Origin of the sequence: Streptomyces hoynatensis, from assembly GCF_003626535.1 — a bacterium.
GTDB classification, from domain to species: Bacteria; Actinomycetota; Actinomycetes; order Streptomycetales; family Streptomycetaceae; genus Streptomyces; species Streptomyces hoynatensis.
Map to the genome: position 1 here is coordinate 169,960 of NZ_RBAL01000009.1, position 16,553 is coordinate 186,512.

Annotated in this window: 9 protein-coding genes and 1 pseudogene; 7 read left to right on the forward strand and 3 right to left on the reverse strand. The window is 74.1% G+C overall.

Annotated elements, in window-relative coordinates:
* Positions 1-98: 98 nt before the first annotated feature.
* From D7294_RS33240 to glgB, 5 genes and pseudogenes are all read left to right on the forward strand, one after another.
* Positions 99-770: pseudogene (locus tag D7294_RS33240) on the forward strand (pectate lyase); the annotation flags it as partial.
* 300 nt (positions 771-1,070) lie between these two features.
* Positions 1,071-3,116, forward strand: a complete 2,046-nt coding sequence (locus tag D7294_RS17475) for an alpha-1,4-glucan--maltose-1-phosphate maltosyltransferase (RefSeq protein WP_120680729.1) — start codon at positions 1,071-1,073, stop codon at positions 3,114-3,116.
* Positions 3,103-4,806: a maltose alpha-D-glucosyltransferase gene (treS, locus tag D7294_RS17480; RefSeq protein WP_120680731.1), complete on the forward strand. Its 1,704-nt coding sequence runs from the start codon at positions 3,103-3,105 to the stop codon at positions 4,804-4,806. The genes D7294_RS17475 and treS overlap by 14 nt, the downstream gene beginning before the upstream one ends.
* Positions 4,807-5,117: 311 nt before the next feature.
* Positions 5,118-6,593, forward strand: a complete 1,476-nt coding sequence (locus D7294_RS17485; protein ID WP_120680733.1) for a maltokinase N-terminal cap-like domain-containing protein — start codon at positions 5,118-5,120, stop codon at positions 6,591-6,593.
* A 13-nt stretch (positions 6,594-6,606) separates the two neighbouring features.
* Positions 6,607-8,769, forward strand: coding sequence for a 1,4-alpha-glucan branching enzyme (gene glgB, locus D7294_RS17490; protein WP_174248367.1), 2,163 nt, complete (start codon positions 6,607-6,609; stop codon positions 8,767-8,769).
* A gap of 68 nt (positions 8,770-8,837) precedes the next feature.
* Here glgB and D7294_RS17495 read toward each other — a convergent pair whose 3' ends face one another.
* Positions 8,838-10,055, reverse strand: coding sequence for an amidohydrolase (locus D7294_RS17495; protein ID WP_120680737.1), 1,218 nt, complete (start codon positions 10,053-10,055; stop codon positions 8,838-8,840).
* 107 nt (positions 10,056-10,162) lie between these two features.
* Between D7294_RS17495 and D7294_RS17500 the strand changes: the two genes are divergently transcribed.
* A complete protein-coding gene (locus tag D7294_RS17500) occupies positions 10,163-11,092 on the forward strand; it encodes a serine/threonine dehydratase (protein WP_120680739.1) in 930 nt (309 codons plus the stop codon).
* A gap of 90 nt (positions 11,093-11,182) precedes the next feature.
* Positions 11,183-14,419 (forward strand): AfsR/SARP family transcriptional regulator, encoded by a 3,237-nt coding sequence (locus tag D7294_RS33735; RefSeq protein ID WP_277751101.1) that lies wholly within the window; start codon positions 11,183-11,185, stop codon positions 14,417-14,419.
* Here D7294_RS33735 and D7294_RS17510 read toward each other — a convergent pair.
* Positions 14,357-15,175, reverse strand: coding sequence for an ABC transporter permease (locus tag D7294_RS17510; protein WP_120680744.1), 819 nt, complete (start codon positions 15,173-15,175; stop codon positions 14,357-14,359). The genes D7294_RS33735 and D7294_RS17510 overlap by 63 nt on opposite strands.
* Complete coding sequence (locus tag D7294_RS17515; protein ID WP_120680746.1) at positions 15,172-16,293, reverse strand: ATP-binding cassette domain-containing protein; 1,122 nt, start codon at positions 16,291-16,293, stop codon at positions 15,172-15,174. Before D7294_RS17515 ends, D7294_RS17510 begins: the two co-directional genes overlap by 4 nt.
* Positions 16,294-16,553: the final 260 nt, after the last annotated feature.

Genomic DNA, 16,553 nt, shown 5'->3' on the forward strand with positions numbered 1-16,553 from the left:
GGGCCGCCGCGCGGGCGGCCACCGCCACGGAGGGGGCGGCCCCCGCGGCGTACCGGACCGGCGAGAGCACGGCGCCCCTGGCCGCGGACTGGCCCGAGGCCACGGACGAGGTCGTGGTCGACGAGACGATCACCGTGGACGGCGACTTCGACGGCGGCAACGTGCGGTACGTGCCCGGCTCCGGCCTCGGCGACGGCGGGCAGGGCGAGGACCAGGACCCGGTGTTCGAGGTGGAGGAGGGCGGGACGCTGAGCAACGTCCTCATCGGCTCGCCCGGGGCCGACGGCGTGCACTGCGAGGGCAGCTGCACGCTGGAGAACGTCTGGTGGGAGGACATCGGCGAGGACGCGGCCACCTTCCGGGGCGACGCCGACTCGCAGTTCCTCGTCACCGGGGGCGCGGCCAGGAACGGCGAGGACAAGGTGTTCCAGCACAACGGCGGCGGCACGCTGACCGTCCGGAACTTCGCCGCCGAGGACTTCACCACGTTCTACCGCTCCTGCGGCAACTGCTCCACCCAGTACCAGCGGGACGCGGTCCTCGACGGGGTCGAACTGACCGTGCCCGCAAGCCGGGTGGCGGGCATCAACGAGAACTACGGCGACACGGCGACGCTCAGGAACATCACGCTCGTCGGCGACGAGGACCGCGAGGTGACGCCCTGCCAGCGGTACATCGGCAACGACGAGGGCGACGAGCCCGAGGAGAGCGGCAGCGGACCCGACGGCTCGCACTGCCGGTACGCGGAGTCCGACATCAGCTACCGGTGAGGTCCGCCGGCCGGCGTCCGCCCGCCGGCGCCGGCCGGCCACCGGTGAAGGCCACCGCCGATCACCCCCACCGCCGGGCCCCCACGTCCCCCAGGGCGTGGGGGCCCGGTCGTTGCACGGCCGCCCGGGCGCCGCCGGGGCGGCGGGGCTTCCGCGCCACCAGCCGGGTGAACGCGCCCCAGGGCGACCATCCCCACGAGCGGCCACTAAGCGGCGAAACCGATACAAAGGGACGCAGAGTCGATAAAAGCCCCCACGCGGGGGCGAAGTGTCCCCTTCACGCCTCCAGGTGGTCCCCACATGATCGGTCGCATCCCCGTTCTCGACGTCCAGCCCCGCGTTGACTGCGGGCGCCGCCCGGTCAAGGCGGTGCCAGGCGAGACCTTCCTGGTGACCGCGACCGTCTTCCGGGAGGGCGCCGAGGCCGTGGGCGCGAACGTGGTGCTGCGCGACCCCAGGGGGCGCGGCGGGCCGTGGACGCCGATGCGCGAACTCGCCCCGGGCACCGACCGCTGGGGCGCCGAGGTCACCCCGGACTGCGAGGGCCGCTGGACCTACGCGGTGGAGGCCTGGGGCGACCCGGTGGCCACCTGGCGGGAGGTCGCCAAGGCCAAGATCCCGGCGGGCGTGGACACCGAACTCACCCTCGCCGAGGGCGCCGCCCTCCTGCGGCAGGCCGCCGCGGGCGTGCCCAAGCTGGAGGGCCGCAGGATCGTGCTCCGGGCGGCGGAGGCGCTCGGCGACCCCGGCCTGTCCGGCGCCGACCGGCTGGCCGCCGCGCTCGCGCCCGCCGTCACCGAGGTGCTGCGCCGCCATCCGCTGCGCGAACTGCTCACCTCCTCCCGGCCGATGCCGCTGCTCGTGGAGCGGGAGCGCGCGCTGTTCGGCGCGTGGTACGAGCTGTTCCCGCGCTCCGAGGGCGCGCGGTTGCGCCCCGGCGCGCCCCCGGTCTCCGGCACCCTGCGCACGGCCGCCGAGCGCCTGCCCGCCATCGCCGCCATGGGCTTCGACGTCGTCTACCTGCCCCCGGTGCACCCCATCGGCGTCTCCTACCGCAAGGGCCCGGGGGGCTCGCTCACCGCCGGCCCCGAGGACGTCGGCTGCCCCTGGGCGATCGGCTCGGCCGACGGCGGCCACGACGCCGTCCACCCCGACCTCGGCACCCTGGAGGACTTCGACGCCTTCGTCCGCGCCGCGGCGGGACTCGGCCTCGAGGTGGCCCTCGACTTCGCGCTCCAGTGCAGCCCCGACCACCCGTGGGTCAAGGAGCACCCGGAGTGGTTCAGGCGGCGCCTTGACGGCACCATCGCCTCGGCCGAGAACCCGCCGAAGAAGTACCAGGACATCTACCCGATCTCCTTCGAGCAGGACTTCCGCGGGCTGGTCGACGAGACCCTGCGCATTCTCCGTTTCTGGATGGCACACGGGGTACGCATCTTCCGCGTGGACAACCCGCACACCAAGCCGGTGCTCTTCTGGGAGAAGGTGATCGCGGAGATCAACAGGACCGACCCGGACGTCATCTTCCTCGCGGAGGCCTTCACCAGACCCGCCATGATGCACACCCTGGCCCAGATCGGATTCCAGCAGAGCTACACCTACTTCACCTGGCGCAACACCAAGGACGAGCTCACCGAGTACCTCACCGAGCTCAGCGGGGACGCCGCCGCGTACATGCGCCCCAACTTCTTCGTCAACACCCCCGACATCCTGCACGCCTACCTGCAGCACGGGGGGCGGCCCGCCTTCGAGACGCGCGCCGTCCTGGCCGCCACGCTCTCCCCCAGCTGGGGCGTGTACGCCGGATACGAGCTGTGCGAGGCCACCCCGGCGGCGCCCGGGAGCGAGGAGTACGCGCACTCGGAGAAGTACGAGCTGCGGCCGCGCGACTGGGCGCGCGCCGAGGCCGAGGGCCTCGCCATCACCCCCCTGATCACCCTCCTGAACCACTTGCGACGCCGGCACCCCGCCTTGCGTCAGCTTCGCGATCTGCACTTTCACCGCACCAACAACGAGCACATCCTGGCTTACTCCAAGCGCACGCGGACACCGCACGCCGACTGCGTGCTCATCGTGGTCAACCTCGATCCCCACCACACCCACGAAGCGACGATCTCGTTGGATATGGCGCAACTCCATGGGTGCGGCCTCACGCCCGCGCAGGAAGGTGGCGCCGAGCCCTTCCCGGTGTGCGACGAGCTCACCGGAGCGACCTACTACTGGGGCAGGGACAACTATGTGCGGCTTGAGCCGGGCCGTGCTGACGCATACGCCTCCTCGGCACACATCTTGGCCCTGCGACCGTCCTCACAGACCGGAGGGTCACCCAACCATGAGCGTCAATGAGCCGGTCCTCGACACGTTCGAGGACACGCCAGCCCGCGATCGCGACCCGCAGTGGTTCAAGCGCGCGGTCTTCTACGAGGTCCTTGTCCGCTCCTTCCAGGACAGCAACGGCGACGGAATCGGCGACCTGAAAGGGCTCACCGCACGGCTGGACTACCTGCAGTGGCTCGGGATCGACTGCCTGTGGCTGCCGCCGTTCTTCAAGTCGCCGCTCCGCGACGGCGGGTACGACGTCTCGGACTACAACGACGTGCTGCCGCAGTTCGGCGACCTGGCCGACTTCGTCGAGTTCGTGGACGCCGCCCACCAGCGCGGCATGCGGGTCATCATCGACTTCGTCATGAACCACACCAGCGACCAGCACCGCTGGTTCCAGGAGTCGCGCCGCGACCCCGACGGGCCCTACGGCGACTACTACATGTGGGCCGACGACGACAAGCAGTACGGCGACGCGCGGATCATCTTCGTCGACACCGAGACCTCCAACTGGGCCTTCGACCCGGTCCGCAAGCAGTACTACTTCCATCGCTTCTTCTCGCACCAGCCGGACCTCAACTACGCCAACCCGGCAGTGCAGGAGGAGATCCTCTCCGCGCTCAGGTTCTGGCTCGACCTGGGCATCGACGGCTTCCGCCTCGACGCCGTGCCCTACCTCTTCGCCGAGGAGGGCACCAACTGCGAGAACCTGCCCGCCACCCACGCCTTCCTCAAGCGGGTGCGGCGCGAGATCGACGCCCACTACCCCGACACGGTGCTGCTGGCCGAGGCCAACCAGTGGCCCGAGGACGTCGTCGACTACTTCGGCGACTACGAGAAGGGGGGCGACGAGTGCCACATGGCCTTCCACTTCCCCGTCATGCCGCGCATCTTCATGGCGGTGCGCCGCGAGTCCCGCTACCCGGTCTCGGAAATCCTCGCCAAGACCCCCGAGATCCCGACCAACTGCCAGTGGGGGATCTTCCTGCGCAACCACGACGAGCTGACCCTGGAGATGGTCACCGACGAGGAGCGCGACTACATGTACGCGGAGTACGCCAAGGACCCGCGGATGCGCGCCAACATCGGCATCCGCAGGCGGCTGGCCCCGCTGCTGGACAACGACCGCAACCAGATCGAGCTGTTCACCGCGCTCCTGCTGTCCCTGCCCGGCTCGCCGATCCTGTACTACGGGGACGAGATCGGCATGGGCGACAACATCTGGCTCGGCGACCGGGACGCCGTGCGCACCCCCATGCAGTGGACGCCCGACAGGAACGCCGGCTTCTCCTCCTGCGACCCGGGACGGCTCTTCCTGCCCACGATCATGGACCCCATCCACGGCTACCAGGTGACCAACGTCGAGGCGGCGATGAGCTCCCCCGCCTCGCTGCTGCACTGGACGCGGCGGATGGTGGAGATCCGCAAGCAGAACCACGCCTTCGGGCTCGGCTCGTACGCGGAGCTGCCCTCCTCCAACCCGGCCGTCCTCGGCTTCCTGCGCGAGTACCAGGACGACCTGGTGATGTGCGTGAACAACTTCTCGCGCTTCTCCCAGCCCACCGAACTCGACCTGCGCCCCTGGGCCGGGTACGTGCCGGTGGAGCTGATCGGCGGCGTCCGCTTTCCGCCGATCGGCGAGCTGCCGTACCTGCTGACCCTGGCAGGACACGGCTTCTACTGGTTCCGGCTGCGCAAGGGCGCCGTCTCCTGAGGCCCTGATCCGCACCCGGCGGGGCCACGCCCCGTACCGGAACCCCGGGCCGCGGCGGGCGGCCCCAAAGGAAAGGCTCCCCCAGCACCACTCTGGGGGAAGCCCCCCACCCCGCGTTCCCCCGGGCGGCCAGGCGGTGATCCCTCCCCGGCCGCCCCGCCCTCATCCGGCCCCCATCCGCGTCACGGGACTCACCCGCACGGCCGTTCCTTGACGACACGTCCCGCGCGGCCACCGCAACGGCCACGGCGATCCGCGACACTTCGTCACACAATTCGTGTGCTCGGGGAAAGGACGCCAGGTCGGACGCCATGTCGGATAGTTCGTCGGATAGTTCCCCGCCCCGGACGGCGCCCGCCAGCCTCCCGCTCGTCACCGCCCCGCACGGCAGCGCCCTGCTGCGCTCCCTCACCGGGCCGCTCGCCCGCTGGCTGCCGCGGCAGCGCTGGTTCGCCGGCAAGGGCCGCCCGCTCAGCGCCCTCACCCTGGTCTCCGCCACCGAGCTGCTGCCCTGCACCGCGCAGGGGCACACGCCCGGGCTGCTGCACCTGCTGGTGCGCACCCGGGAGCAGGACGCGGGCCGGCCGGCCGCGGGCGACTGCTACCAGCTGCTCCTCGGGGTGCGTCCCGTGCTGCCGCCCGCGCTCGGCGGCGGCCTCGTGGGCCGCCCCACCGAGGGCCCGCTGCGCGGCCGGGCGGTGTACGAGGCGCTCGACGACCCCAGGCTCGCCACCCTGCTGCTGGAACGGCTGCGCGCCCCCGGGCGGCTCGGCAGCCTCTCCTTCGGCCGCGCCCCCGGCTCCGCCATCCCCTCGGGACTCGACGCCAGGGTGCTGACCGGCGAGCAGACCAACTCCTCGGTGGTGTACGGCGAGCAGCACATCCTCAAGCTGTTCCGCCGGGTCAGCCCCGGCGTCAACCCCGACCTGGAGCTGCCGCTCGCCCTGGCCGAGGCCGGGTGCACCCGGGTGCCCGCCCCCTCGGCCTGGTTCGAGGCCGCCTTCCCCAGCGCCGCCGCCGGCGCCGTGGGCGAGCCGCTGACCCTCGGCGTGCTCCAGCCCTACCTGGCGGGCTGCACCGACGGCTGGCAGCTGGCCATCGCCTCGCTGAGCGCCCGCACCGACTTCACCCAGGCCGCGCACTCCCTCGGCATGGCCACGGCCGAGGTGCACACCGCGCTCGCCGCCGCCCTGCCCACCTCGGAACTCGGCCGCGAGGATCTGGAGGCCACCGCGGAGGCGATGGCGGGGCGGCTCGCCGACGCCGCCGCCGCGGTGCCCGCGCTGCGCCCCTTCCGGGACGGCCTCGGCAGGACGTACGCGGCGCTGGCGGCGTTCGCGCGGCGCGGCGGCACCTGCCCCGTGCAGCGGCTGCACGGCGACCTGCACCTGGGGCAGGTGCTGCTCGCGCCCGAGTCCGCGCACGGCACCAGCCACTGGTCGGTGATCGACTTCGAGGGGGAGCCCGCGCGGCCCCTCGCCGACCGCCGCCTGCCAGGACCCCCGGTGCGCGACATCGCCGGCATGCTCAGGTCCTTCGACTACGCGGCCTGCCAGCACCGCGCCTCGGGGGCCTGGGTCGACGCCTGGTCCCGCGCCAACCGGGCCGCCTTCTGCCGCGGGTATGCGGACGCCTCGGGAGTGGACCCGATGGACCAGGTCGAGCTGCTGCGGGCGTACGAGACGGACAAGGCCGTCTACGAGGTCCTCTACGAGGCCCGGCACCGCCCCGCGTGGCTGCACGTCCCGATGGCGGCGATCCGCCGCCTCGCCGCCGCACCGGACTGAAGCGAGACACACGATGCATCTGCCCACCGAGGAACGCACCCGCCTGCTCAGGGGAGAACACCACGACCCGCACGCCCTGCTCGGCGCCCACCGGGTGCCGGGCGGGGTGCTGATCCGCACCCTCCAGCCGGGGGCCCGCCGGGTGAGCGCGCTCGGCACCGAGCTGAGCCCCGAGCCAGGCGGCCTGTTCTCCGCCGTCCTGCCGGAGGCCGAGCTGCCCGGCCCCGGGGAGGACGCGCTGCTGGTCACCCGCGCCGAGGCCGGCCCGGTGCCGGTGCACGACCCGTACCGCTTCCTGCCCGCGCTCGGCGAGCTCGACGTGCACCTGATCGCCGAGGGCCGCCACGAACGGCTCTGGGAGGCGCTGGGGGCGCGGCCGATGACCCACCAGGGGGTGCGCGGCACCCGCTTCACGGTCTGGGCCCCGCACGCCCGCGGGGTGCGGGTGGCCGGCGACTTCAACGCCTGGGACGGCACCCGGCACCCGATGCGCTCGCTTGGCGCCAGCGGGGTGTGGGAGCTGTTCCTGCCCGGCGTGGAGGCGGGCGCGCTGTACAAGTTCGACATCTGCTGCCCCGACGGCAGTCACACGCTGCGGGCCGACCCGATGGCCAGGCGCGCCGAGTGCCCGCCCGCCACGGCCTCGATCGTGCACGAGAGCACCCACGAGTGGCGGGACGCGGCCTGGATGCGGCGGCGCGCGCAGCGGGCGCCGCACGCCGCCCCGATGTCGGTCTACGAGGTGCACCTGCCCTCCTGGCGGCCCGGGCTCGGCTACCGGGAGCTGGCCGTCGAACTGCCCGCCTACGTCCGTGACCTGGGGTTCACCCACGTCGAGCTGCTGCCGCCCGCCGAGCACCCCTACGGGGGCTCCTGGGGCTACCAGGTCACCGGCTACTACGCGCCCACGGCCCGCCTTGGCACCCCGGACGAGTTCAAGCACCTGGTCGACTCGCTGCACCGGGCCGGCATCGGGGTGCTGATCGACTGGGTGCCCGCGCACTTCCCCAAGGACGGCTGGGCGCTGGCGCGGTTCGACGGCGAGCCCTGCTACGAGCACCAGGACCCGCGCCGGTCCGAGCACCCGGACTGGGGCACCCTCGAATTCGACTACGGCCGCCGGGAGGTGCGGAACTTCCTGGTCGCCAACGCCGTCTACTGGTGCGAGGAGTACCACGTCGACGGCCTGCGGGTGGACGCCGTCGCCTCGATGCTCTACCTGGACTACTCCAGGCCGGAGGGCGGCTGGCTGCCCAACGAGCACGGCGGCCGGGAGAACCTGGACGCGGTCGCGTTCCTCCAGGAGATGAACGCCACGGTCTACCGGCGCTGCCCCGGCGTGGTGACCATCGCGGAGGAGTCCACCGCCTGGGACGGCGTCACCAGGTCCGTGGACCGCGGCGGGCTCGGCTTCGGCTTCAAGTGGAACATGGGCTGGATGCACGACTCGCTGCAGTACATGTCGAAGGACCCGGTGCACCGGGCCTGGCACCACGGCCAGCTGACCTTCTCGATGGTGTACGCCTACGCGGAGAACTACATCCTGCCGATCTCGCACGACGAGGTGGTGCACGGCAAGCGGGCCCTGGTCTCCAAGATGCCGGGCGACTGGTGGCGCCGCCGCGCCGACCACCGCGCGTTCCTGGCCTGGATGTGGTCCCACCCCGGCAAGCAACTGCTTTTCATGGGCCAGGAGTTCGCCCAGGGCGCGGAGTGGTCGGAGGCCGAGGGCCCGCAGTGGTGGGTGCTCGACCCCGCCTACGGGGCGGCCGACGACCACCTGGGCGTGCAGGTGCTCGTGCACGACCTGAACGCCCTCTACCGCGACACCCCCGCGCTGTGGGAGCTCGACGGCGACCCGGCCGGCTTCGCCTGGATCGAGGCGGAGGCGGCCTCGGACAACGTGCTCGCCTTCCTGCGCCGGGCCGCCGACGGCTCGCAGCTGCTCGTGGTCTGCAACTTCTCGCCCGTCGTCAGGCACGGCTACCGCCTCGGCGTCCCGGCCGAGGTCCCGGCCTGGGCCGAGGTGCTGAACACCGACGCGGCGACGTACGGCGGCGGCGGGGTGCGCAACGCCGAGCCGCTGAAGGCGGAGAGCCACCCCAGCCACGGGCACGAGGCGAGCATCGCCCCCACGCTGCCGCCCCTGGCCACCCTCTGGCTGCGCCCGGCCTGAGCCGGGCCCGAGCCGGCCAGCGGCCCATGCCCGGGGCTCCCGGGCGTGGGCCGCTGGCCGGTGGCGGGTCAGACGGCCTCGCGGTAGTAGGGGTCGGCGACCCGGCCCTCGCGGGCGGCCTCGTCGTAGGTGTAGACCTCGCGGCCCTCGACGAAGACCTGAAGGGCGCGGCTCATCACGTCGAGCGGATCGCCCGACCAGATCACCACGTCCCCGTCGAGGCCGGGCCTGAGCGCCCCGATCCGGTCGTCGAGCCCGAGGATCTCGGCCGGGTTCAGGGTGATGGTCCGCAGCGCGCCCTCGCGCTCCAGGCCCTCCTTGACGCTCAGCGTCACCTGGTGCACCAGGAAGTTGATCGGGATCACCGGGTGGTCGGTGGTGATCGCGACCTTCACCCCGGCCCGGGTGAGGATGCCGGGGTTGGCCAGCGTGCGGTTGCGCAGCTCCACCTTGCTGCGGGTGGTGAAGAGGGGCCCGCTGATCACCGGCACCTCCCGGCGGGCGATCTCGTCGGCCAGCAGGTGGGCCTCGGTGCCGTGGTTGATGACGACGCGGTAGCCGAACTCGTCGGCGAGCCGCAGCGCGGTCGAGATGTCGTCGGCGCGGTGGGTGTGCTGGCACCACGGCAGTTCCCCGTCGAGCACCCGGACCAGCACCTCCAGGGTGCGGTCGCGGTCGAAGGGCTTGCCCTCGGCGGCGGCGTGCTCGCGGCGCGCCCGGTAGTCCTGCGCCCTGGTGAAGGCGTCCCTGATCACCGCGGCCACGCCCTGCCGGGTGGAGGGCAGCTGCTTCTTCTCGCCGTAGACCCGCTTCGGGTTCTCGCCGAGCGCGCTCTTCACGCTGACCGGCTCGCGGATCAGCATCTCCTCGACGCTGCGGCCCCAGCACTTGACGGCCACGGTCTGGCCGCCTATCGGGTTTCCCGAGCCCGGCTTGACGACGGCGCTGGTCACGCCGCCCGCCAGGGCGTCGGCGAAGCCGCGGTCGGCGGGGTTGATGGCGTCGAGGGCGCGCAGCCTGGCCCCGTTGGGGTCGGTCATCTCGTTGGTGTCGTTGCCCTCCCAGCCGTCGCCCTCCTCGTGCACGCCGAGGTGACCGTGGGCCTCGACGAAGCCGGGGAGCACCCAGCGGCCCGCGGCGTCGACGGTGCGGACGCCCTCGGGAACGGTCACCTCCGCGTCCGGGCCGACGGCGGCGATCCTGCCGTCGCGTATCAGCACGGTGCCGCCGTCGATCGGCTCGCCCGCAATCGGAACAACATGGCCGGATGTGATCGCAACATTCATGGTGTGTGAACCTATCCCACGGCCGGGCGGCCCCCACCGAACGGCCCGCCCGCCGCCGCCCGCCGCCGCCCGTCGACAGCGGGCCGCGGCCGTGGCTACGGTGGGGCGTGCTCGGATACGACGACATCAAGGCGGCCGCGGGGCGCATCGAGGGCCAGGTGCGGCCGGCCGCGCTGGCGGCCGGCGGGCCCCGGCTGTCCTTCGCGCTCGAATTCCTCCAGTACACCGGGTCCTTCAAGGCCCGCGGCGCCCTGAACTTCACCGCCGCCCACCTGGAGTCGGCCGCGGTCCCCGAGGCCGGCATCGCCATCGCCTCCGGGGGCAACGCCGGCCTCGCCTGCGCCTGGGCCGCCGGCAGGCGGGGCATTCCGGCCACCGTCTTCCTGCCGGTGGGCGCGCCCGCCGTCAAGGTGGCGCTGCTGCGCGAACTCGGCGCCGAGGTACGGCAGGTGGGCGCCGAGTACGCGGAGGCGGCGGCCGCCTGTGCGGAGTTCACGGCCGCCACCGGCGCGCTGGCCTCACACGCCTACGACCACCCGCTGATCGCCGCGGGCGCGGGCACCCTGCTGGAGGAGATCCTCGCCGCCCGGCCCGGGACCACCACCGTGCTGGTCGCGGTGGGCGGCGGCGGGCTGTTCGCCGGGGTGGCCGCCGCGGCCGCCGCCCACGGGGTCCGCGTGGTGGCGGTCGAGCCGGAACGCTGCCGCGCCCTGCACGCGGCGCTGGCGGCCGGGGCGCCGGTGGACGTGCCGGTGGACTCGGTGGCCGCCGACTCCCTCGGCGCGCGGCGCGTCTCGGCCGACGCCCTGTACTGGGCCGGCCGGCCGCACGCCGCCTCGGTGCTCGTGCCCGACGCGGAGATCGTGGCGGCCAGGCGGGCGCTGTGGCACGAGCACCGGCTCGCCGTGGAGCACGCGGCGGCCACCGCCTGGGCGGCGCTGCGCTGCGGGGCCTACGTGCCCGCGCCCGCGGAGGAGGTCTGCGTCGTGCTGTGCGGCGCGAACACCGACCCCGCGGATCTCGGCCACGGCCACTGAGCCGCGCGGCGTGCCGCCCGGGACGCCGGCCCCGGGCGGCGGGCGCCTGCGGGCGGTCCGCCCCGCGGCACCGGTGAGAGACTGGCTCGCGTGCAGGTCGGCATTCTCGGGCCACTCCAGGTGGGCCCCACCCAAGGACGTCCGCTCGCCATCGGCGGGGCCAGGCTGCGCGCGTTGCTGATCCGGCTCGCCCTCGACGCCGGGTGCCCGGTGCGGGTGGAGGCGCTGGCCGACGCCGTGTGGGGCGAGGCGGTGCCCGCCGACCAGGCCAACGCCCTCCAGTCGCTGGTCTCCAGGCTGCGCCGCGCGCTGCCCCGCCCCGACGTGATCGTCTCCGAGCCCGGCGGCTACCGGCTGGCGGTGCCGCCCGAGGCGGTGGACGCCTTCCGCTTCGAGCAGCTGGCCGCGCAGGGGCACCGGGCGCTGGCCGCGGGCGAGGCGGCCCAGGCGGCGGGCCTGCTGCGCGAGGCCCTGGCCCTGTGGCGCGGGCCCGCGCTGGCCGACGCCGGCGAGACCGCGTACGCCCTGGCGCCCGCGGCCCGCCTGGAGGAGCTGCGGCTGACCGCGCGGGAGGACCTGTACGAGGCGGAGCTCGCGCTGGGCCGCGCCGCGGAGGTGGTGGCCGAGGTGGAGGAGCTGGTCGCGGCACAGCCGCTGCGGGAGCGCCCGCGCGGCCTGCTGATGCGCACCAGGTACGCGGCCGGCCGGCACGCCGAGGCCCTGGCCGCCTACGAGGAGTACCGCGGCCTGCTCGCCGAGGAGCTCGGCACGGACCCCTCCCCCGCCTTGCGCGAGTTGCACCTGGCGCTGCTGCGGGCCACGCCGCCCGGCCCGGCGCCGGCCGGGGCGTGGCCGCGCCCCGCCAGGCCGCGGGCCGCGCTGACCAGCTTCATCGGGCGGGAGGAGGAACTGCGGCTGATCGCCAAGCAGACCGCGGAGAACCGCCTGGTCACCCTGGTCGGCCCGGGGGGCGCGGGCAAGACCCGGCTGGCGACGACCACGGCCGCCGCGCTGGCCGAGGACTTCCCCGGCGGCGTGTGGGTGGCGGAGCTGGCCCCGGTCACCGGAGAGGAGGACGTGCCGCAGGCGGTGCTCGACGCGCTGGGCGGCGCGCTGTCGCTGCGGGTCGACCCGCGCCGCACCCCGGTCCGGCAGGACACCCTCGGCCTGCTGGTCCAGGCGCTGTCGGGGCCGCGGAGCCTGCTGGTGCTCGACAACTGCGAGCACCTGGTCGCGGCGGCCGCGCTGCTGGCCGACCACCTGCTGGGCGGCTGCGAGGAGTTGCACATCCTGGCCACCAGCAGGGAACCGCTCGGCATCCTCGGGGAGACCCTGTCCCCGGTCGGCCCGCTGCGGCTGCCCAGGCCCGAGGCGCCGGCCGAGGAGGCGGTCGCCACCCCGGCGGTCCGGCTGTTCACCGACCGGGCGGTCGCCGTGCGGCCCGGGTTCGTCGTGGACGACTCGAACGTGGCGGCGGTCGTGGAGATCTGCCGCCGGCTGGACGGGCTGCCGCTGGCGATCGAGCTGGCCGCGGCCAGGCTGCGTTCCCTCGACCCCGGCCACCTGGCCGCCAGGCTCGACGACAGGTTCCGGCTGCTGACCGGCGGCAGCCGCACCGCGATGCCCAGGCACCAGACGCTGCGTGCGGTCGTCGCCTGGAGCTGGGAACTGCTCACCGGGCCCGAGCGCGATCTGGCCGAGCAGCTGGCCGTGTTCTCCGGCGGGGTCACCCCGCAGACCGCGGAGGGGGTGTGCGGGGTGCCGGGGCCCGAGGCCCTCGACCTGCTGACCTCGCTCGCGGACAAGTCCCTGCTGCAGCGCGCCCCCAGCGCCGACGCGGCCACCCCGCGGTTCCGGATGCTGGAGACGCTGCGGGAGTACGGCCTGGAGCGGCTGGCCGAGCAGGGCAGGGCCCGCCGGGTGCGGGACGCGCACGCCGCGTACTTCCTGGAGCTCGCCGAGACGGCGGAGCCGCGGCTGCGGGGGCCCGAGCAGATCGAGTGGATCGACCTGCTGATGGCCGAGCGGGACAACCTGCTGGCCGCCCTGCACCACGCGGTCGGCACCGAGGACGCGGCGACGGCCGTGCGGCTGGCCGCCGCCCTCGCGATGTTCTGGACGATGCGCGGCACCCACCCGGACGCGGCGCACTGGCTTGACCTGGCCCTCGGCGTGCCGGGCGAGTCCCCCTGGGAGAGCCGGGCGGTCGCCCTGGGCTTCCAGGTGCTCAGCAAGGCGGCGAGCGGCCACCCGCAGGAGGCGGAGGCGGCCGCCGAGGAATTGCGCGAGCAGCTGCGGAAGGCGGGCGACGGTCCGCGGCCGAAGATCCTCGCGGTCCTCGAACCGGGTCTGGCGATGTTCGGCGACCGGGAGGCGGAGGGCTTGCGGCTGACGCAGCGCGGACTGCGCGAGGAGGACCCGTGGGTGCGCGGGATGCTGCGCCTGATGCGCGCAGCGATCCGGGAAAACGAGGGCAACTTCACCGCCGGTCACGAGGAACTCGACCTGGCGGCCGAGGAGTTCAGGCGGGCGGGCGACCGCTGGGGGCTGGGGATGACGCTCTCCGTACTGGGCGAGGCGCACCGGCTCGCCGGCGAGCTCCCCGAGGCGGCCGCGGCCTTCGAGGAGGCGATGCGGCTGATGCGGACGCTGCACACCGAGGACGAGCCGGAGCAGCTGAGCCTGCGGCTGGCCGGCCTGCGGATCTACGCCGGCCAGACCGAGGGGGTCGCGGAGGAGCTGGCGGGCATCGCGGAGCGGTCGCGGCGGCGCGGGGACGGGCCGCACGCATACGCCCACGCCATGATCGTGCTGGGCGACCTGGCCCGCTACTCGGGCGAGCTCGCCGAGGCCAGGGCGCACTACGAGAAGGTCGCGGAGGTGTTCGCGCGGCACACCTTCGCCCAGCCCCAGCTCAGCGCGCTGCTCGGCGCGAGCCACGCGCTCATCGACCTCGCCGAAGGCGACCTGGACCGGGCCTCCGAGCGGCTGGTGGCGGCCTTCGACGAGGCCCTCGACGTCCGCGACATGCCGGTGGCCGGCGCGGTCGGGGTGGCGGTCGCGTGCCTGTGCGCCGCCCGCGGCGAGGCCGAGCGGGCGGCGCGGGCGCTGGGCGCCTCCACCGGGGTGCGCGGCGCGGCCGACCCGCTGAACCCGGACGTGGCGGCCCTGGTGGAACGCCTGCGCGCCGAGCTCGGCGCCGACGCCTACCGGGCCGCCTACGACCGGGGGCTGGCCCTGCCGCGGGAGGAGTCCTGCGCGCTGCTACGCCTTGCGGCGGTAGCAGCGGACCGCGAGGGGGAAGAACACCGCGAACAGGCCCACTGACCACAGCAGGGTGTGGGTGACGGGCCCGGCGACCGCGCCCCCGGTGAGCAGCCCGCGGGCGGCCTCCATCACGTCGGTGACCGGGTTGACCTTGACCCACCACTGCAGCCAGCCGGGCAGGGTGTCGGTGGGGGTGATCATGTTGGTCCCGAAGGTCAGCGGGAACATCAGCATGAACATGATCCCCTGCACGCTGCCAGGCTCCCTGGCGACGACGCCGATCACCACCGAGGCCCAGATCAGCGCGAAGCCGAAGACCATGACCAGCAGGCAGGCGGCGAGCGCCGAGAACGGGTCGGTCCCGATCCGGAAGCCGAGGGCGTAGCCGAAGCCGAGCAGCACCGCGATGCAGACGACGAACCTGACCATGTCCCCGAGGACGGAGCCGAGCAGCGGCGCCGACCTGGCGATCGGCAGGCTGCGGAACCGGTCGAAGACGCCCTTCTTGATGTCGGTGTTGAGGTTGACGCCCGTGGAGACCGTGGCGAAGACCACGGTCTGCACCATGATCGCCGGGAGCAGGAACCTCAGGTACTCGTCGGTGGAACCGGAGACGGCCCCGCCGAGCAGGTAGAGGAACATCACGACGAAGATCACCGGTTGCAGGGTGACGTCGATCAGCTGCTCCGGGGTGCGGAGGGTCTTGACCAGGCTGCGCCAGGCCAGGGTGAGGCTGTGCGAGAGCACCCGGAAACCGGGGCTGCTGCGGCGCGGGCCGCCGAGGGCGGCCGGGCGGACGGCGGTCTCTGTGCTCATGCGGCGGGCGCCTCCTTCCGGTTCGTGGCCTGCGGGGTGCGGGCCTGCGCGGCGCCGGAGAGGTGTCCCCGGGGAGACTCCTCCCGCGGGCCCCGCGCGTCGGGTTCGTTCCTGTCCTGCGTGCCCGGCCGGCCCGGCTCGCCGCCGGGACTGCCGTCCCGCTCGCCGCTGCCCTGCGCCTCCCGGTCGGCGCGCTCCCCGGTGAGGGAGTAGAACACCTCGTCCAGGCTGGGCAGCCGCAGCGAGAGCTCGGTGACCTCGATGCGCTGCTCGGCCAGCAGCGCGACCACGGGCGCGAGCGCCGCGTCCCCGTCCACCGGCACGCTGAGCACGCCCCTGGCGGGCGAGTCGGGGCGGTGTCCGGTGACCCCTTCGAGCAGGGTGGCCACCGCGGGCACGTCGGCCGGGTTCAGCGGCCGTACCTCCAGGGTCTGGCCGCCGACGACGGCCTTCAGCTCGTGCGGGGTGCCGTGCGCGATGACCGAGCCGTGGTCGATCACGGCTATCTCGTCGGCGAGCGCGTCGGCCTCCTCCAGGTACTGGGTGGTCAGCAGCACGGTCACGCCCTCGGCGACCTGCTCCCTGACCAGCGTCCACACGTCGTCCCGCTTGGCCGGGTCGAGGCCCGTGGTCGGCTCGTCGAGGTAGACCACCTCGGGCCTGGCGACCAGGCTGGCGGCCAGGTCGAGCCGGCGGCGCATGCCGCCCGAGTAGGTCCCGGCCCGGCGCCCGCCCGCCTCGGTGAGGTCGAACTGCTCCAGCAGCGCGGCGGCCCTGACGCGGGCCTCGGACCTGGACAGGTCGAGCAGCCGGCCGATGAGCACCAGGTTCTCCATGCCGGTCAGGTCCTCGTCGACGGAGGCGTACTGGCCGGTGAGGCCGATCCTGCGGCGGACCTCGTCGGGCTGCCTGACCACGTCGTAGCCGGCGACCGAGGCCCGGCCGCCGTCCGGCCGCAGCAGCGTGGCCAGGATGCGGACCGCGGTGGTCTTGCCGGCGCCGTTCGGCCCCAGGACGCCGAGCACGGTGCCGGGGCGGGCCGCCAGGTCGACGCCGGCCAGCGCGGTGGTCTGGCCGAAGCGCTTGACCAGGCCCTCGGCCTGGAAGGCGTATGTCACGAGAGCTCCCCTCCATGGGTGATTGCGGATCTTCACGTCCGATGCAGACCAGGCTGCCGGGCCGCGCTGTCAGCCCCCGCACAGGAGACTGACAGCCGCTGACAGCCGCTGACAGTGGGGACAGCCCCCGTATCGGCCCCGGGCACCGGCAGAGAGCTCGGCACGGGCCGGCCGCGCGCCGCGGCGGGGGGGGACCGCGGCGCGGGACCCGCCGCGGCGCGCCCGCAGCGCGGCGCGCCTGGCAGGCAAAAAAAGCGCCG